The sequence below is a fragment of the Mesorhizobium amorphae CCNWGS0123 genome, from assembly GCF_001686985.1.
Classification (GTDB): Bacteria; Pseudomonadota; Alphaproteobacteria; order Rhizobiales; family Rhizobiaceae; genus Mesorhizobium; species Mesorhizobium amorphae.
Map to the genome: position 1 here is coordinate 3726851 of NZ_CP015318.1, position 17909 is coordinate 3744759.

Consider the following 17909-nt stretch of genomic DNA (forward strand, 5'->3'; position numbering starts at 1 on the left):
GCGCGGTTTGCGGCATTTCGGCCACAATTGGCTGTTCCCTCGACGGTTGGGATTGCCTACGTTAAGGCTATGTTGATTTTCGACGGCTTAGCTTTGCGTGGGGTTTGTGCGAATCATTGCGACGTTTTCTGATTTGTGTTTCGTTCTGAAAACGTTGTGTGAGCTAGGACACTGGCGGCGGCGAATTCCCGCGATAGATTGAATATGCGCCCTTTCAGCCAGACCATCGGCGGGCGGCCATGAAAGGACTGGAAAATGAGCAAGGTCGGCAGCAACGGCGGCGATTCCAAGAACACGCTCTATTGCTCGTTTTGCGGCAAAAGCCAGCACGAAGTGCGCAAGCTGATCGCCGGTCCGACGGTCTTCATCTGCGACGAGTGCGTCGAGCTCTGCATGGACATCATCCGCGAGGAGAACAAGACCTCCATGGTGAAGTCGCGCGAAGGCGTGCCGACACCGCAGGAGATCCTCAAGGTCCTCGACGACTATGTCATCGGCCAGCCCTACGCCAAGCGCGTGCTGTCGGTGGCCGTCCACAACCACTACAAGCGCCTCGCGCATGCCGGCAAGAACAACGACGTCGAGCTGGCCAAGTCCAACATCCTTTTGATCGGCCCGACCGGTTGCGGCAAGACGCTGCTGGCGCAGACGCTCGCCCGCATCATCGACGTTCCCTTCACCATGGCCGACGCCACGACGCTGACCGAGGCCGGTTACGTCGGTGAGGACGTCGAGAACATCATCCTGAAGCTGCTGCAGTCGGCCGACTACAATGTCGAGCGCGCCCAGCGCGGCATCGTCTACATCGACGAGATCGACAAGATCTCGCGCAAGTCCGACAACCCCTCGATCACCCGCGACGTGTCGGGCGAGGGCGTGCAGCAGGCGCTGCTGAAGATCATGGAAGGCACCGTCGCTTCGGTGCCGCCGCAGGGCGGCAGGAAGCATCCGCAGCAGGAATTCCTACAGGTCGACACCGCCAACATCCTGTTCATCTGCGGCGGCGCCTTCGCAGGGCTGGACAAGATCATCTCGGATCGCGGCAGGAAAACCTCGATCGGCTTCGGCGCCATCGTCGCTTCGCCCGAGGATCGCCGCACCGGCGACGTTTTCCGCCTGGTCGAGCCCGAGGATCTGCTGAAGTTCGGTCTCATTCCCGAGTTTGTCGGCCGTCTGCCCGTCCTGGCGACGCTGGAAGACCTCGACGAGCCGGCGCTGATCCAGATCCTGACCGAGCCGAAGAACGCGCTGGTCAAGCAGTACCAGCGCCTGTTCGAGATGGAGAATGTCGACCTGACCTTCCACGAGAACGCACTGTCGGCGATCGCCAAGCGCGCCATCGAGCGCAAGACCGGCGCGCGCGGCCTGCGCTCGATCATGGAAGCGATCCTGCTCGACACTATGTTCGAGCTGCCGGCGCTGGAAGGCGTCCGCGAAGTGGTTATTTCGGAAGAGGTGGTTACCGGCAGCGCCCGGCCGCTCTACATCTATTCCGAGCAGAAGGAAAAGAAGGGCAACGTCAGCGCCTGACGTGAGCCTCAGACAGGATTTTGAAACGGCGCCCGCGAGGCGCCGTTTTGCTGTAGCGGCCGTTTCATGCCGCGCAACGACGGATCGGATGGACCAGCCGGTGTTGACCCTTGATCTTTGCCCCTCGGGCATCCAACTAACAGCAGAAGGCCGCCGGGCCGAATTCTGTGCTGTAAAACTCCCGTCACAAACGGTGGTAGGCGGAACGACCCCCGGTCGCTAATATGAGATTCGCGGTTGGCCGATTGGTGGCCGCGACATGAAAGGTTGGACAATGGCCAAAATATCAAAGGCTCCCAGCGACGGCGTCTTCGCAGTCCTCCCGCTGCGCGACATCGTGGTGTTCCCGCACATGATCGTTCCGCTCTTCGTTGGGCGCGAAAAGTCGATCAAGGCGCTGGAAGAGGTGATGGGTCAGGAAAAGCAGATCCTGCTGGCGACCCAGATGAATGCCGCAGACGACGATCCCGAGCCCGATGCCATATTCGACATCGGCACGCTCGCCAACGTGCTGCAACTGCTGAAGCTTCCCGATGGCACCGTCAAGGTGCTGGTCGAGGGCGCATCGCGCGCGAAGATCGTGTCGTTCACCGACCGTCCCGACTTCCATGAGGCCAGTGCTTCGGCGCTGGTCGAGCCGGAAGAGGAAGAGGTCGAGATCGAGGCGCTCGCCCGCTCGGTCGTCACCGACTTCGAGAATTACGTCAAGCTGAACAAGAAGATCTCGCCCGAAGTGGTTGGCGCCGCCAGCCAGATCGACGATTATTCCAAGCTCGCCGACACTGTCGCCTCGCATCTTGCCATCAAGATCCCCGAGAAGCAGGAGATGCTGGCCACGCTTTCCGTCAAGGAGCGGCTGGAAAAGGCGATGGGCTTCATGGAGGCCGAGATCTCCGTCCTGCAGGTGGAGAAGCGCATCCGCTCGCGCGTCAAGCGCCAGATGGAGAAGACCCAGCGCGAGTACTACCTCAACGAGCAGATGAAGGCGATCCAGAAGGAGCTCGGCGAAGGCGAGGACGGCCGCGACGAGGCCGCCGAGATCGAGGCGCGCATCAAGAAGACCAAGCTCTCCAAGGAGGCCCGCGAGAAGGCGGAAGCTGAACTGAAGAAGCTGAGGACGATGTCGCCGATGTCGGCTGAATCGACCGTCGTGCGCAACTATCTCGACTGGATTCTGTCGATCCCGTGGGGCAAGAACTCCAAGGTCAAGCATAACCTGGCTTTCGCGCAGAACGTGCTCGACACCGACCATTTCGGCCTCGACAAGGTCAAGGATCGCATCGTCGAGTATCTCGCCGTGCAGAGCCGCCAGAAGAAGCTGAAGGGGCCGATCCTGTGCCTCGTCGGCCCTCCCGGCGTCGGCAAGACCTCGCTCGGCAAGTCGATCGCCAAGGCGACCGGCCGCGAGTTCATCCGCATGGCGCTGGGCGGCGTGCGCGACGAGGCCGAGATCCGTGGTCACCGGCGCACCTATATCGGCTCGATGCCCGGCAAGGTCATCCAGTCGATGAAGAAGGCCAAGAAGTCCAATCCGCTCTTCCTGCTCGATGAGATCGACAAGATGGGCCAGGATTTCCGCGGCGATCCGTCGTCGGCCTTGCTCGAAGTGCTCGATCCCGAGCAGAACTCGACGTTCATGGACCATTACCTCGAGGTCGAGTACGACCTGTCGAGCGTGATGTTCGTGACGACGGCCAACACGCTGAACATCCCTGCGCCCTTGATGGACCGCATGGAGATCATCCGTATCGCGGGCTATACCGAGGACGAGAAGATCGAGATCGCCAAGCGGCACCTGATGCCGAAGGTGATCCGCGATCACGCGCTGCAGCCGAAGGAATTCTCCGTCGGCGAGGACGCGATCCGCGGCATCATCCAGACCTACACCCGCGAAGCGGGCGTCAGGAGCCTGGAGCGCGAGCTGATGAAGCTCGGACGCAAGGCGGTGACCGAGATCCTGAAGACGAAGAAGAAGACGGTGAAGATCACGGCGGACAATCTCGCCGACTATCTCGGTGTTCCGCGCTTCCGCTTCGGCCAGGTAGAGGCCGACGATCAGGTCGGTGTCGTCACCGGGCTTGCCTGGACGGAAGTCGGCGGCGAGCTGCTGACTGTCGAAGGCGTCATGATGCCCGGCAAGGGCCGCATGACGGTGACCGGCAATTTGCGCGACGTGATGAAGGAATCGATCTCGGCGGCGGCCTCCTATGTGCGCTCGCGGGCCATCGATTTCGGCATCGAGCCGCCGCTGTTCGACAAGCGCGACATCCACGTCCACGTGCCGGAGGGCGCAACCCCGAAGGACGGGCCGTCGGCGGGCGTGGCGATGGCGACCGCGATCATCTCTGTCCTGACCGGCATTCCGATCAAGGCCGATGTCGCGATGACCGGCGAGATCACGCTGCGCGGCAGGGTGCTGCCGATCGGTGGTCTGAAGGAGAAGCTGCTGGCTGCGCTGCGCGGCGGCATCAAGAAGGTGCTGATCCCGGAAGACAACGCCAAGGACCTGGCGGAGATTCCGGACAATGTGAAGAACGGCATGGAAATCATTCCGGTCGCACGCGTCGGCGAGGTGCTGCGTCATGCGCTGGTGCGCATGCCGGAGCCGATCGAGTGGGTCGAACCGGTCAACCCGCCGGCCGCCGCCGATACGACGGACGATGCCGGAAAATCGCTTGCACATTAGAGCGCCGCGCGTCCACCTGGACGCGCAAAGGACGCTCTAACACTTTAGACTTGCGCATGGTCCTTTCCGAAAACCGGTTACGGTTTTCGGGGCCATGCGTTAGTTTCAGCTAAAGTTGCAGCGCACAAAACGAAAGCCGGGCCTCGCGCCCGGCTTTTTCATGTGAAAAACCCCGGAATTCCGGGCTTTTTTCGACCTCTTGCTGCTTTTTCGACTTGGTTGCAGGAACGCTTCTTTCTAAAGTCCCTTTCCTGCCGGATGAGTCGAGTGTTCTTCCGGTTTTCTCATGGAAGGAAATTTTGATGAACAAGAACGAACTGGTGTCCGCTGTCGCCGACGCTGCGAGCATTTCGAAGGGTGACGCACAGTCCGCCGTCGATGCGGTGTTTTCCGTGATCACTGGCGAACTGAAGAAGGGCGGCGATGTCCGGCTTGTCGGCTTCGGAAATTTCACCGTGTCAAAACGCGCTGCATCGACCGGCCGCAACCCGCAGACCGGCGCTGAAGTGAAGATTCCGGCGCGCACCGTGCCGAAGTTTTCGGCCGGCAAGGGCCTCAAGGACGCGGTCAACTAAGACCTTTTTCTTTAGAGATCAGAAAAGCCGGGCTTGCCCGGCTTTTCTTTTGCCTCCCGATTGGTGTCGCCGGCCGAGAGGAAGGCTGCCTTATGCGGTTGGCGCATCATCGCGCATCAGGCCTTCCTGCTTGAGGTCGGCCCACAGCGCTGGCGGTAGCGTGGCATCGAGCAGCGAGCGGTTGCTTTCTACCTCGCTCGGCCGTTGGCCGCCCGGGATCACCGAGACGACGCAGGGATGCAGCAGAGGGAATTGCAGCGCCGCTTCGATCAGGCGCACGCCGTGGCGCGTGCAAACCGCTTCGATGCGGGCGACGCGGTCCAGGATATCCTGCGGCGCCTCTGAGTAGTTGTAGTAGGCGCCGGGCTTCGGGCCCGTTGCCAGTATGCCGGAATTGTAGGGGCCGCCGAGAACGATGCCGATGCCGCGTTCCTGGCAAAGCGGCAGGAAGGAGGCCAGCGCCTCCTGTTCCAGCAGCGTGTAGCGCCCGGCCAGCAGGAAAAGATCGAAGTCGCCGCGCTCGGCCAGCGTCTGGCAGACCTGCCATTCGTTGATACCCCCGCCGAACGCCTTGATCGCGCCCTGGTCGCGCAGCGAAAGCAGCCCATAATAGCCGGAGGTCATGAACTCCTCGATGCGCTGGTCCGCGGCTGCCTTGCTGCCATGGGTGAATATGTCGACATCGTGCACAAAGAGGATGTCGATGCGGTCGACGCCGAGCCGCTCCAGCGAAGCCTCGAAGGAGCGCATGACGCCGTCATAGCTGTAGTCGTAGACTTCGCGGCGCGACGGCGTGTCGAAGAACTTGCCGATGCCGGTGCGCTGTTCGGGCGGACAGGCACGCATGATGCGCCCGACCTTGCTCGACAGCACATAGTCGTCCCGCTTCTTTGAGCGCAGGAACGGATTGAGCCGGGTTTCCGACAGGCCGAGCCCATAGAGCGGGGCGGTGTCGAAGTAGCGGCAGCCGGTCCGCCATGCCGCTTCCAGCGTGGCGTTGGCATCCTCGTCGGAGACGGCGCGGTAGAGATTGCCGAGCGGCGCCGTGCCGAAGCCGAGCTCGGTGAAGTCTATGCCGCCATTGCCGATGCGGTCGAAATGCCGTGTCTTCATGTCCTGCGCTTATCCTGGATTGATTTGTCTGACATGACACTATCATGCCGGTGGCACAGCAAAAGCACGGAGCGCCGTTGGACACGCATTTTCGCGGTGATAGCATGAACAAAAACAAGCTGTTCGGGGGAAACGTGAAGAAGAGATCGCGATCGTTTTTCAGGCCCCTCATGCGGGTGGAACGCGCATGACCGGCACCGGCACGACCCTGTTCGACGCCGCGCTGGGTGAACTCGGCAAGGTGCTTGCCCGGATCGACGAGAGCCGGGTCGAGGCCGCCTGCGCCATGCTCGCCGGTGCCGGCAAGATCGCCGTCTATGGCTGTGGCCGCGAGGCGTTGCAGCTCAAGGGTTTCGCCATGCGGCTCTACCATCTCGGCCTGCCGGTGTCGGTGGTCGGCGACATGACCACGCCGCCACTGGGTGAGGGCGATGTCTTCCTGGCCAGCTCTGGCCCAGGCGAGACCACCACCGTGCTGACCCTGATGCAGGTCGCGCGCGATGCGGGTGCCACGGTGCTGCTGCTCACCGCCGAGGCGGCAAGCAGCGCGGCCAAACGCGCCGACTTCACCTTGCTCATCCCGGCGCAAACCATGGCCAGCGATCAGGGCACGGCAAAGACCTCTGTCCTGCCTATGGGCTCGCTGTTCGAAGGTGCGTTGTTCCTGCTCTTTGAGGTGATGGTGCTGAAGCTCAAGGACCTCACCGGCGCGACGCCGGAGGTGATGCGCACCCGCCACACCAATATGGAGTAGAGGCGATGCGCTATGAGTTGATGCTGCCGCACCAGATCCGCAGAGCGATCGCGGAGAACTGGCCGGTGGTGCTGCCGCTCGGCGTGCTCGAATACCATGGCGAGCACATGGCTATCGGCATGGACACGCTGGCCGTCGTCAAGACGCTGGATCTGTTCGAAAAGGAAGCCGACATCGTCATCCTGCCGCCTTTCTACTACGGCGCTGCGAGCTATGCGGTGGCGCCGCCGGAGGGCAGCGGTTCGGTGCAGGTCGGCGGCAATCAACTGGCGCCGTTCGCGGAGGAGCTGTTCTACAGCCTGCTGCGCATCGGCTTTCGCAACATCCACGCCATCATCCACCATCAGACCGAGAATTTCACCGCCGGCATGCCGACCGATCTCGCCTTCAAGACCGCCGGCAGGCAGGCGATCTTCCGCTTCCTCGAAAGGCAGCGCGGCGAGGGCTGGTGGGGATCCGAGGCGATGGCCGACTACTATTCCGGACACGCCTCGGGTGAGAATTTCTTCAACTGGGTGCAGGTGCATCCGCTGATGCCGGCGGCCATGAGCGGCAAATACCCGTTCGACCATGCCGGCATCGGCGAGACCTCGCTGATGCTCGCGCTCTGCCCGGAAGCGGTCGACGCCGGCTATTTCGCCGCCAATACCGGCTGGTACACGGCAACCGCGCCGGACGCCTCGGCGGAGATGGGACGGAAGGGCGTCGCCATGATCCTCGATCATTTGCGGGCGGTACTGTCGGCCTAGGGTGGCTTTCCCTTCTCCCACGGGGGAAGGGAAGAGGACGCCGCCTACTTCACCGCACCCGCCGTCATGCCCATGATCAGGTAGCGTTCCAGCGCGATGCCGATGACGGCAAGCGGCGTGATGGCGGCGGTGGCGAGCGCCGCCATCGACCACCAGTTGATGCCTTGCGATCCGGTCTGGCTGGCCACCATGACCGGAATGGTCTTGGCGTCGGTCGAGGTTAGAAGGGCGGCGAAGAAATACTCGTTCCAGCACAGGACCATCGCCAGGATGAAGGCGGCGACCATGCCGGGCAGCGCGATCGGCATGACGATGCGGAAGAAGGCGCCCCAGATCGTCAGGCCGTCGACGAGTGCGGCTTCCTCCAGCTCGACCGGGATCGAGTTGAACTGGTCGCGCATGATCCAGATGACGATCGGTAGCACCATCAGCGTGTAGAGCAGGATAAGCCCGACGCGCGTATCGAGCAGGCCGACTTCGCGGTAGAGCACCAGGAAGGGCAGTGCCAGCACGACCGGCGGCAGGATCAGCTGCGACAGGAAGAAGAAGGAGATGTCCTCGTTCTTGAACCAGGCGAAGTGATAGCGGTAGCGGGTCAGGCCATAGGCGGCGAGGCTGCCGATGATGATGGCCAGGCTCGACGCGCCGACCGAGGTGATGACCGAGTTCATGAAACGCTTGAGGAATTCCTCGCGCACTGTCGAGGTCTGGAACAGCGAATCCGGCGACAGGCCAAGCGAGCGCCAGCCCTTCCAGTCGGGCTGGAAGTCGACGAACGGGATCAGATGGCCCTGGGTGACATCGACCGCGGTCTTGAACGAGGTGGTGATCGTCCAGTAGATCGGGAACAGGCAGATGAAGGCCCAGAACACCAGCGCGCCATAGATAAAGACGCGGTTGGCGACGAAGCTCACCGGCGAGCGGATTTCGGAAGCGGTATAGTCGGTGGTCTGGACGCTCATGGTACCTGCCGGCTCAGTTTACATTGCGCACGAAGCGGGTGGCGAATTTCAGCAGCCAGGTCACGAACACGACGATGATGATGAGATAGGCCATTGCCAGCATCGTGCCGTAGCCGACGTTCGAACGGTCGCGGTACTCGCGATAGATGAAGCTCGACACCGAATCGGTGGCGCCACCGGGACCGCCCGAAGTGACGGTAATGATGATGTCGGCCAGCTTCAGCTTGAAGATGATGCGCAGGATCACCGCCGTCACCGACACCGGCAGCATCAGCGGGAAGGTGACCTGCCAGAAGGTCTGCCAGGGCGTGGCGCCGTCGACGCGCGCCGCCTCCAGCACCTCGCGCGACATCGCCTGCAGCCCGGCGAGCAGCATGATCATCATGAACGGGATGAAGGTCCAGGCATCCAGCACCATGATCGAGATGCGCGCGGTGATCGGATTGGAGAAGAAGGCGGGATTGTCCCAGCCGAGAGTGCGCGCCAGCGTCGACGCTGGTCCGAAGCGGTACTCCATCAGCGACTTGCCGATCATCCACGACACTGCGACCGGCGACAGCATCAGCGGCATCAGGAAGACGACGCGGAAGAATTTTCGCGCCCGGATCTGCGCATTGAGCAGCAGCGCCAACCCGAAGGCGATGACATATTCGACAAATACCGCAAGCACATAGAGCACCATGTTGAACAGCGCGTTGCGGTAGTAGGGGTCGGCCAGCATCTGCCAGAAATTGTCGAGACCGTTGAACTTTCGGCCGGAGAAGGAGCTCAGGTTCCAGTCGGTCAGCGCGATGTAGAAGCCGAACAGCGTCGGGAAGATCACCATGGCGATGGTGAACAGCAATGCCGGCAGCAGGAACAGCGCGCGCTGGCCGTCTTCACCGCGCGTCAGCACCTGGCCGACGCCGAGCGCCACGCCCCACAGCAGATAGGCGTAGACGACCGGCCGCCAGGTTTCGAAGCCGAGCGTGGTGACTTCCGTCTTGTAAAGGGTCTGCAGCGCGATCACGGCCAGCAGGCCGAGTGTCGCCGCAGCCATCAAGGCAAAGCCGAGCCGCTTGCGGCCCGGCGCGATCAGATCGGATGGAACGCCGTTTGCCGGCCAAGTATTGGTGGGCAAGGTCTGTTCAGCCACGCGTCCCGTCCGTTCACAACAAAGACCCTGACCGGCCTCAGGCCGGTCAGGGTTTACTATAGTATCAGGCTACAGGCCAAGCGAGGCCTTGTAGAGCTTGACCTGGTTTTCGCGGCCGATCTGGTCGGTCAGCTTCTCCCAGGCGGCGGCGATCGCGTCGGCGCCTTCCTGCGCCTTCATCTTGCCGGCGAAGGTGTTGGCCAGGATGTCCTCGGCGGCGCTGTAGTACTGGAAGATGCCGGGGATGCGCGGCTCGATCGCGGCGTTCGGATGGTTGTAGCTGTCGCCCTCCGACTTGAGGTAGGAGGTGATGAACGCCTCGTCGTAGCCTGCCGCCACCCATTCCGGAACGTCGAAATGGGAGTTGCGGTAGGGCTGGAAGCCGGACGGATACATCGCCGTCCAGATCGACAGATCCTTGCCGCCGAGATGAGCGGCGGCGGACCATGCCGCCTTCTTCTTCTTCTCGTCGCTGTCGACGCGGGCCATGACATAGACGCCCCAGCCGAGATAGGCGCAGTTCGGCGCATAGTTCGGGCCGCTGGCGAGCTTGTCCCAGGCGCCTGTCTTGGAATTGTAGACGTCGTCGGAGCCCGGCAGGATCGAGAAGCCGGTGACGTCGCCGATGACCGAGCTATCGTTGGTCTTGACGTTGGAGCCGATATCGCCCCACCACGGGATCATCGAACCCGTGCCGGCCAGGAACTGCTGGAAGCCGGTGGTGTTCGGGTCGGCGTTGATCTGGTCCGGCGGCTCCGACGGCAACGCGTCGATCACGTCCTGGATCGCCCGCACCCAGGCTGGGTTGTTGATGCGCGGCTTCATCGTGTCGGCGTCGAACAGCCATGCCTTGTCGTCGGGATGCTTGGCATAGGCGCTGGCGCGGCTGCCGAGGAAGTAGAAGCCGAAACCGCCCCAAGGCTTGGGCGCATCGAGATAGCCGTAGACATCCTGGCCCTTGAACTGCTTGCCCTTGAGGAATTTGGTGACGGCCTGCACCTCCTGCCAGGTCTTCGGCACGCCCCATTCGGTCGTCGCGCCGCTTTCCTTCCACGCCTTGGCGAGGTCGGCATCGGCAAACACGTCGGTGCGGTAGTTGAAGTTGTGCGCATCGCCGTCGATGGTGATGCGGTACTGCTTGCCGTTCCAGGTGCCGACCGGCGGCTTGAGATAGTTGACGAGGTCGTCGAAATCGATCTGCGCCTTGACCCAGTCCGGCATTTCGGAGGTGAGGCCCTTGCCGCAGACATCGCCTTCGAAGGGCGCGCCCATCTCGATGATGTCGAAGTCGACGGTGCCGGTGGCGATCGACTGCTGCAGACGGGCGTTGTAATCAGCCTGCGCCAGGTCGATCCAGCTGATCTTGGCGCCGGTATAGGCCTCCCACGGCTTCAGGAAGCCGCGGAACAGCACGTTGTGCAGGTTCTGGTTGTTGAGGCCCATGAAGGTGAGCTCGACGCCGGCGAATTCGCCTTCCTTGACATTGGCCTTGGTCGCCTCGAGGCAGAGTTCACCGACCTTCTGGAAGTCGGCATCCGTCGGTTGGCCTTTGCCGACACCTGGAATCTGCAGGATCTTGGCGCGCAATTCACTGGCGGCGGAAGCCGGCCGGGTGAGGGCGCCGAGGCCGGCGCCGGAGGCTGCGGCGATCGCAGCCATGCTGGCCGCGCCCTTCAAGATGTCGCGCCGGGTCGCCCCTGCGCGGACCAATTTTTCGTAAAGACCGACTCTCATCTACCATTCCTCCCAGAACAACAGTGGTGAACTGACCAATCTCGAATTTGATATGCCAATCTGTCGGACGCCGGAGCGCCGGCGGTTCTCCTTGATATACGGGGACGTGGGACCCCACCCTGCGTCGCCAGGAGCTCCGATTTTTCGGGTAAAGGACCGGCATTCGGATTGGCGATTTCCACTATTCTCGCAACCGGATGCCGTGTCAACGACATTAGTTTTTTATCTATAAGAGACTGACTTGCCCTTGCCGTCAGCGTTGGTTAGCTTCACGGCAAACGAAGGGCCCGCAGGTCCAAAACCCCAGGGGAGATGATGGCTCAAGTCGCGATCAGCAATGTGGCCAAGGCGTTCGGACCCGTCAAGGTTCTGCACGAAGTCAGCGTCGATATCGCCGACGGCCAGTTCGTCGTGCTGGTCGGTCCCTCGGGTTGCGGCAAGTCCACGCTGCTCAGGATGGTGGCCGGGCTGGAGAGCGTTTCGGGCGGCACGATCGCCATCGGCGAGCGCGTCGTCAACAATTTGCCGCCGGCCAAGCGCGACATCGCCATGGTGTTCCAGAATTACGCGCTCTATCCGCACAAGACGGTGGAACAGAACATGGCTTTTGCGCTGAAGCTGCGCAAGACCGACCCGGCTGTCGTCGCCGAGCGGGTCAAGCGGGCGGCCGACATCCTCGACCTCGCGCCCTATCTCAAGCGCTATCCGCGCCAGCTGTCGGGCGGCCAGCGCCAGCGCGTCGCCATGGGCCGGGCCATCGTGCGCAACCCGCAGGTGTTTTTGTTCGACGAGCCGCTCAGCAACCTCGATGCCAAGCTGCGTGTCCAGATGCGCACCGAGATCAAGGAACTGCACCAGCGGCTGAAGACCACCACCATCTATGTCACCCACGACCAGATCGAAGCCATGACCATGGCCGACAAGATCGTGGTGATGCGCGATGGCCGCATCGAGCAGATCGGCGCGCCGCTGGAGCTGTTCGACCGGCCGGCCAATCTGTTCGTCGCCGGCTTCATCGGCTCACCCTCGATGAACCTTCTGAAGGGCATCGTGAAGAAGGGCGACAAGCCGGTGGTCGACATATCGGGCACGCCGTTCCCGATCGCCGCCAGCAGCGCCGCGCAGGACGGCCAGGCCGTCGTCTACGGCGTACGGCCCGAACACCTCGAGATCCATCCCGACGGCGTCGCCGCCAAGATTTCCGTGGTCGAACCGACCGGCTCCGAAACCCTGGTCTTCGTGCGCTTTGGCGAGGGCGAGATGGTGGCGTTGTTTCGCGAGCGCCACGACTTCAAGCCGGGCGACACGCTGCACCTGAAGCCGCGGCTCGACAAGGTCCACCTCTTCGACGCAGAGACCGGCAAGCGGCTCTGATTTCCAACCGACTTTTCCACGAGGAATACCATGCTCAAAGGGATCAATCCGCTGCTCAACGCCGATGTGCTCCAGGCGCTGCGGGCGATGGGCCACGGCGACGACCTGATCGTCTGCGACACTAATTTCCCGGCCGATTCCGTGGCGCGCCAGACCGTGCTCGGCAAGCTGTTGCGTATTGACGCGCCGGCGGCCGATGTGGCCAGGGCGGTGCTGTCGCTCTATCCATTGGACACATTTGTCGACGACGCGGCCGCGCGCATGGAGATCGTCGGCAAGCCGGACGAAATTCCGCCTGTGCAGAAGGAAGTTCAGAAAGAAATCGACGCCGCCGAAGGCAAGGCATGGCCGATGATTTCGGTCGAGCGCTATGCCTTCTACGAACGCGCCAAGAAGGCCTATTGCGTCATCCAGACCGGCGAGCGCCGCTTCTATGGCTGCTTTGCCTTCCGCAAGGGCGTCGTTCCGCCGGATGCGGAGTAGCATCATGGCGGCCGGCAAGCCTGTCGTCATTCTCGGTGTCTTCGTTGCCGACACCGCCTATCGCGCCGATCGCCAGCCGCGCATGGGCGAGACGATCCTCGGCAACTCGTTCAAGCTCGGCCCCGGCGGCAAGGGCTCGAACCAGGCGGTCGCGGCCGGCAAGCTCGGCGCCGACATCACCTTCCTGACGCGCCTCGGCGTCGATGCCTTCGCCGAGATGGCCAAGCACACCTGGCAAGAGGCCGGTGTAAAGAGCGCCGTCATCGACACGCCTGACAGCTATACGGGCGCCGCCTACATCTTCGTCGAGGAAACGACCGGCAACAACGCCATCATCGTTAGCCCCGGCGCCGCCATGCTGATCTCGCCCGATGACATCGAGGCTCATGCCGGCCTGATCCGCTCGGCAGGCGTTTTCGTCACCCAGCTCGAACAGCCGTTCGAGGCGGCGCTGAGCGCACTCGAGATCGCGCGCGGGGCAGGGGTGACCACGATCCTCAACCCGGCGCCGGCGGCAAGCCTGCCCGACCGCATCTACACGCTCTGCGACTACGTCACGCCCAACGAGACCGAGGCCGAGGAATTGACCGGCATCAAGGTCGCGTCGGTCGACGATGCCCGCCGCGCCGCCGACAGTCTGCTCAAAAAGGGAGTCGGCTCGGTAATCATCACGCTTGGCGAGAAGGGCGCGCTGCTGCACACGGCGAGCCGCTCTGACCATGTCGGCGCGGTCAATGCCGGCCCGGTGGTCGAAACCACAGGCGCCGGCGATGCCTTCAATGGCGGCCTGGCCGCGGCGCTTGCCAAAGGCGTCGAGCCGCTGCAGGCGGTGCGTTTCGCCTGCGCCGTCGCCGGCATTTCGGTGACCCGGCCAGGCACGGCGCCGTCGATGCCGACACTGCAAGAGGTCGAGGCACTGCTGGCGAGAAGTTGAACTCGATCACCAATCTCGATTGCCCACCGAGCCAACAGGCATCGAGGCAGCCGAATTGACGCGGGATGCCAAGCCGCTCGATCAGGGTGGCATATTAGCCACAGGTAATGTTAATCGCCAATCCGGTCTTGCGCCATCGGCATATGTGTCCCGTAATGGGCCAGTGGGTTTGGCATCCCAATTGCACTGTCAGAAATGACCGGGGTCACTTGTTGGCCCGGCAGCCGGGGGGCTAATTTGGGGGGCCCCGCCGCTCCGCAAATGGAGCGGCGGGCTCTTTAAGAGTTGCGTTGAAAGCCGCCTGAATCGCCAAAAAATGGGTGCTGGGTGTCATGTATTTTCCGCAGTTTCTGGTGGGCATGTTCGCAACGTCGTTCATCGTGGCGATCTGGGCAGCGATGGAAACCGGCTCTGTCTGGAAAGCCCTCGGTTGGGCTGTTGTTGCTCTGATCGTTCTTCAGGTCGGATACATCGGTCTGGTCCTCGGCCTGGCCTATGGACGGGGGTCGAAGGGCGCCGAGGCAGACCTGGCAGCGGCAAATTCCATGCCCGCGCTGCGTGGGGAACTGGGTAAATTTCTGCAGCGATGGAATCGAGCCCGTCCGCGGTAATTGGTTCGAGAGACGCGCCGGGCAGAGACGCCGCGGCGAAACGGCATCAGGATGGAAAAGCGCGGTTTGCTCACCATCCCTTCGCGCTTCCGAAATCGTGGGGAATGAGATCGCTGTCGATCGGCAGGCGATACTTGTCGGGATTCGAGTGGTCGTACTGGATGGTCGGAAAGTTGATGACGACCACATCGGACGTACCAATGTTGTGGTCGGCGTGCCAGACGAATTTCGGGATATTGACGAGCCGGGGACGACTGCCGGAAAGGTAGACCTTGGAAATCTTGCCGTATGTGCTGGAGTCCGGCCTTGGATCGTAAACAACCAGCTCCATTTCGCCGCTGACCACGAAATAGCGGTCCTCGTGCAGCTTGTGCAGCCCCCAACCCTTCACCATGCCGGGCCGAATTGTGAAAATGTAGGAGAAGACCAGCGGGTCGGGATGCCAGCCCCAGCGAGGGTCGTAGATCTCGGTGACGCTGCCGCGCTCGTCATCGTGTCGAATGCTGTCGTAGAAGGACATGCCGTCGACCAGAGGCGCAATGCTTTGACGCTGCTCGTCCACCGTTCGCTGGTCCTGCAAGGCAGCGGCGAGGGTGGTCTCAAGAATGTTCGGACGCGTCCCGCTATCCCGGTGGTCGTTCATCGCAAGTCCTCCCTGACCCGAACAACGTGGGTTCGCCAGCAACTTCTCACAGCCGGCACGGGTTTTGTAAATACGGCACAAACGATGCCGCGCCTGCGAACGAGTCCGGTTGAACTCGTGCCAGGTGCGAAACCGATACGTTGAAAATAGTTGGCGCGAGTGACGGGGCTCGAACCCGCGACCTCCGGCGTGACAGGCCGGCACTCTAACCGACTGAGCTACACCCGCGCACAAGACGAGCACGGGTCAGCCGTGTTCGTCGTTGGGCCGCTGGATAAGGGGTTCGCCACCGGGTGTCAAGCGGAGTGGGACAGCATAACAGCAAACAGGAGAAGGTTTTTTGACAAGCCTCGCTTTGTTGGCGAAACCGGCATCCGAACAGGACGTTGCCTGTTCATTTTGCCTTGCGAAGCCTGTCCTGACCGCTTAAAGGTCCGCGCCGGAGCGGGCGATTAGCTCAGTTGGTAGAGCGCTTCGTTTACACCGAAGATGTCGGCGGTTCGAGCCCGTCATCGCCCACCATTTTTCAGGTTTGATCCTATCCCTCTTCACTTGACCCCGATGCCGGCCATCAGGCCGCCGTCGATCTTGTAGTCGGCGCCGGTGCAGAAGCCTGCCTTGGACGAGCACAGGAACGCGATGAGCTCCGCCACTTCTTCCGGTTCGCCGATGCGGCCAAGCGGGTGCGCCTCGCCGAAGCGTTTGTAGGCCGCCTCGACATCGGCGTCGGTCCCGTTGTCGCCGCGCGCCGCTTTTTCCAGGATCGGCGTGCGGATCGATCCGGGGCTCACCGAATTCACCCGGATCCCCTGGCGGGCGTAGTCGAGCGCCAGCGAGCGCGTCAGCGTATGGATCGCTCCCTTGGTCGTCGCATAGGCGGCAACGTTCTGCTGGCAGGCGTGGCCCTGCACCGAAGCGACGTTGACGATGGCGCCGCCGCCCCGCTTGATCATTTCGGGAATGCCGAAATGCGCGGTCAAATAGATCGAGCCGACATTGACGGTCATTGCCCGGTTCCAGGTTTCGAAATCCGTGCTCGTTGCCGTGCCATAAGGGTGCACGGCGGCCGAGTTGACGATGACGTCCAGCCCGCCGAACCGCGCGACGCCGGCGGCGACCGCCCGGGCGACCTGATCCGGCACGGAAACGTCCGTCGTCACCACCAGCGCCTTTGCGCCGGCGCGATCGAGTTCGGCCTGCATCGCTGCATTTGCGTTGCTGTCGATGCCGCAGGCGATGATCGCGGCACCACCCGCCGCCAGGCGTCTGGCGCTTGCCAGGCCGATCCCGGTCGTTCCCGTCACCAGGGCAACCTTGCCGCCAAAGTCGTTCATGGCTCAAACTCCGTCATGCCTCGTTGGGATTGCCGAAGTCTCGACTCCGACTATGGTCCAACAATACGGTTTTGGCTTCGCTTCGGAAGGGACCTTTATGGAACAATGTTGGCGCTGGTACGGGCCGGACGATCCGGTCACGCTCGATCATGTCAGGCAGGCAGCGGCGACGGGCATCGTGTCGGCCCTGCACAACATCTATGACGGCCGTGCCTGGCCTCTGGCCGATATCCTTGAACGCAAGCGCATCATCGAGGCCGCGGGGCTGACCTGGTCGGTGGTGGAGAGCATCCCGGTCCACAACTCGATCAAGATCGGTTCGGCGGAAAGGCAGCGCTACGCCGGCTTCTACAAGGACACCATTCGCGCTTTGGCCAAGGCCGGCATTTCGACCATCTGCTACAATTTCATGCCCGTGGTCGACTGGACCCGCACCGACCTCATGTACCAGTTGCCGACCACCGGCTACGCCTTGCGCTTCGACGCGATCGACTTTGCCGCCTATGACCTGTTCGTGCTGAAGCGGCCGAATGCCGAGGCCAGCTACAGCCCGGCGCGCATCGCGGAGGCGCAAGCGCGGCTGAAGGCTTTGAGCGACGAGCAGATCGACACGATCGAGCGCAACCTCATTGCCGGACTGCCGGCCACCGAACGCAAGTACAACCGCGACACGATGCGCGAAGCGCTTGCCGACTACGATGCAATCGGCCCGGCCGAACTGCGCGCCAATCTTGCCTGGTTCCTGAAGGAGATCATCCCTGTGGCCGAGGAGGTCGGCGCGCGCATGTGCATCCATCCCGATGATCCGCCTTTTTCGCTGTTCGGGCTGCCGCGCGTCGTGTCCACCGCCGAAGACGCACGCTTCATCCTGGAGACGGTCGACAGCCCGGCGAACGGCCTGACCTTCTGCACCGGCTCCTATGGCGTGCGCGCCGACAACGACCTGGTCGCGATGATCGAGGAGTTCGCCCCAAAAATCCATTTCGCCCACCTGCGCAACGTCACGCGCGAGGACGACGGCTCGTTCTTCGAGGCCGAACATCTGGAAGGTTCCACCGACATGGCGGCGGTGATCCTGGGGCTGATGAAGGAAGAGGTGCGCCGGCGCAAGGAAGGCAGGCGCGACTGGCGCATCCCGATGCGCCCGGACCATGGCCACCTGCTCGCCGACGACATCGGCAAGACCAGGATCAACCCCGGCTATTCGCTGATCGGCCGCCTCAAGGGGTTGGCTGAGCTGCGCGGCATCATGCGGGCGGTGGAGCGGTTTGGGCTGGCTTGAAAGAAAACAG

General features: G+C 62.6%; 17 protein-coding genes and 2 tRNA genes. 11 read left to right on the forward strand and 8 right to left on the reverse strand.

Going from position 1 to position 17909, the window contains the following annotated elements; all coding sequences use genetic code 11:
* Nucleotides 1-255: 255 nt before the first annotated feature.
* A complete protein-coding gene (clpX, locus tag A6B35_RS17485) occupies nt 256-1530 on the forward strand; it encodes an ATP-dependent Clp protease ATP-binding subunit ClpX (RefSeq protein WP_006201847.1) in 1275 nt (424 codons plus the stop codon).
* Nucleotides 1531-1804: 274 nt separating this feature from the next.
* Nucleotides 1805-4216: an endopeptidase La gene (lon, locus tag A6B35_RS17490; protein WP_065518226.1), complete on the forward strand. Its 2412-nt coding sequence runs from the start codon at nt 1805-1807 to the stop codon at nt 4214-4216.
* 109 nt (nt 4217-4325) lie between these two features.
* Here the strand turns inward: lon and A6B35_RS35630 are convergent, their stop codons facing one another.
* Nucleotides 4326-4526, reverse strand: coding sequence for a hypothetical protein (locus tag A6B35_RS35630; RefSeq protein ID WP_139032201.1), 201 nt, complete (start codon nt 4524-4526; stop codon nt 4326-4328).
* Here A6B35_RS35630 and A6B35_RS17495 point away from each other — a divergent pair.
* Complete coding sequence (locus A6B35_RS17495) at nt 4519-4791, forward strand: HU family DNA-binding protein (protein WP_006201846.1); 273 nt, start codon at nt 4519-4521, stop codon at nt 4789-4791. The genes A6B35_RS35630 and A6B35_RS17495 overlap by 8 nt on opposite strands.
* A 90-nt stretch (nt 4792-4881) precedes the next feature.
* Here the strand turns inward: A6B35_RS17495 and A6B35_RS17500 are convergent, their stop codons facing one another.
* Nucleotides 4882-5904 (reverse strand): aldo/keto reductase, encoded by a 1023-nt coding sequence (locus A6B35_RS17500; protein ID WP_006201844.1) that lies wholly within the window; start codon nt 5902-5904, stop codon nt 4882-4884.
* Nucleotides 5905-6091: 187 nt separating this feature from the next.
* On the opposite strand from A6B35_RS17500, the gene hxlB reads away from it, so the two are divergent.
* Both hxlB and A6B35_RS17510 read left to right on the forward strand, forming a co-directional pair.
* Nucleotides 6092-6658 (forward strand): 6-phospho-3-hexuloisomerase, encoded by a 567-nt coding sequence (hxlB, locus tag A6B35_RS17505; protein ID WP_006201843.1) that lies wholly within the window; start codon nt 6092-6094, stop codon nt 6656-6658.
* Between the two features lie 5 nt (nt 6659-6663).
* Complete coding sequence (locus tag A6B35_RS17510; RefSeq protein ID WP_006201842.1) at nt 6664-7407, forward strand: creatininase family protein; 744 nt, start codon at nt 6664-6666, stop codon at nt 7405-7407.
* Between the two features lie 44 nt (nt 7408-7451).
* Here the strand turns inward: A6B35_RS17510 and A6B35_RS17515 are convergent, their stop codons facing one another.
* The 3 genes from A6B35_RS17515 to A6B35_RS17525 form a co-directional block, all read right to left on the reverse strand.
* A complete protein-coding gene (locus A6B35_RS17515; protein ID WP_006201841.1) occupies nt 7452-8369 on the reverse strand; it encodes a carbohydrate ABC transporter permease in 918 nt (305 codons plus the stop codon).
* A 13-nt stretch (nt 8370-8382) separates the two neighbouring features.
* Nucleotides 8383-9504 (reverse strand): carbohydrate ABC transporter permease, encoded by a 1122-nt coding sequence (locus A6B35_RS17520; protein ID WP_006201840.1) that lies wholly within the window; start codon nt 9502-9504, stop codon nt 8383-8385.
* A gap of 69 nt (nt 9505-9573) precedes the next feature.
* Nucleotides 9574-11238 (reverse strand): ABC transporter substrate-binding protein, encoded by a 1665-nt coding sequence (locus A6B35_RS17525; protein ID WP_065518227.1) that lies wholly within the window; start codon nt 11236-11238, stop codon nt 9574-9576.
* A gap of 315 nt (nt 11239-11553) precedes the next feature.
* Here A6B35_RS17525 and A6B35_RS17530 point away from each other — a divergent pair, with 315 nt between their 5' ends.
* The 4 genes from A6B35_RS17530 to A6B35_RS17545 all read left to right on the forward strand — a co-directional run bounded on the left by A6B35_RS17530 (nt 11554) and on the right by A6B35_RS17545 (nt 14640).
* Nucleotides 11554-12612: an ABC transporter ATP-binding protein gene (locus tag A6B35_RS17530; RefSeq protein ID WP_006204444.1), complete on the forward strand. Its 1059-nt coding sequence runs from the start codon at nt 11554-11556 to the stop codon at nt 12610-12612.
* A 30-nt stretch (nt 12613-12642) separates the two neighbouring features.
* Complete coding sequence (locus A6B35_RS17535; protein WP_006204445.1) at nt 12643-13095, forward strand: RbsD/FucU family protein; 453 nt, start codon at nt 12643-12645, stop codon at nt 13093-13095.
* A 4-nt stretch (nt 13096-13099) separates the two neighbouring features.
* Nucleotides 13100-14029, forward strand: a complete 930-nt coding sequence (gene rbsK / locus A6B35_RS17540; RefSeq protein WP_006204446.1) for a ribokinase — start codon at nt 13100-13102, stop codon at nt 14027-14029.
* A gap of 332 nt (nt 14030-14361) precedes the next feature.
* Entirely contained in the window at nt 14362-14640 is a 279-nt protein-coding gene (locus tag A6B35_RS17545) for a hypothetical protein (protein ID WP_006204447.1), read from the forward strand.
* Nucleotides 14641-14710: 70 nt separating this feature from the next.
* Here the strand turns inward: A6B35_RS17545 and A6B35_RS17550 are convergent, their stop codons facing one another.
* Nucleotides 14711-15283: a polysaccharide biosynthesis C-terminal domain-containing protein gene (locus tag A6B35_RS17550; protein ID WP_006204448.1), complete on the reverse strand. Its 573-nt coding sequence runs from the start codon at nt 15281-15283 to the stop codon at nt 14711-14713.
* Nucleotides 15284-15434: 151 nt separating this feature from the next.
* Nucleotides 15435-15511 (reverse strand) — tRNA-Asp (locus A6B35_RS17555).
* Between the two features lie 218 nt (nt 15512-15729).
* On the opposite strand from A6B35_RS17555, the gene A6B35_RS17560 reads away from it, so the two are divergent.
* Nucleotides 15730-15805 (forward strand) — tRNA-Val (locus tag A6B35_RS17560).
* 26 nt (nt 15806-15831) lie between these two features.
* Here A6B35_RS17560 and A6B35_RS17565 read toward each other — a convergent pair.
* Nucleotides 15832-16617 (reverse strand): SDR family NAD(P)-dependent oxidoreductase, encoded by a 786-nt coding sequence (locus tag A6B35_RS17565; protein ID WP_006204449.1) that lies wholly within the window; start codon nt 16615-16617, stop codon nt 15832-15834.
* 97 nt (nt 16618-16714) lie between these two features.
* Between A6B35_RS17565 and uxuA the strand changes: the two genes are divergently transcribed.
* Nucleotides 16715-17899, forward strand: a complete 1185-nt coding sequence (gene uxuA, locus A6B35_RS17570) for a mannonate dehydratase (RefSeq protein ID WP_006204450.1) — start codon at nt 16715-16717, stop codon at nt 17897-17899.
* Nucleotides 17900-17909: the final 10 nt, after the last annotated feature.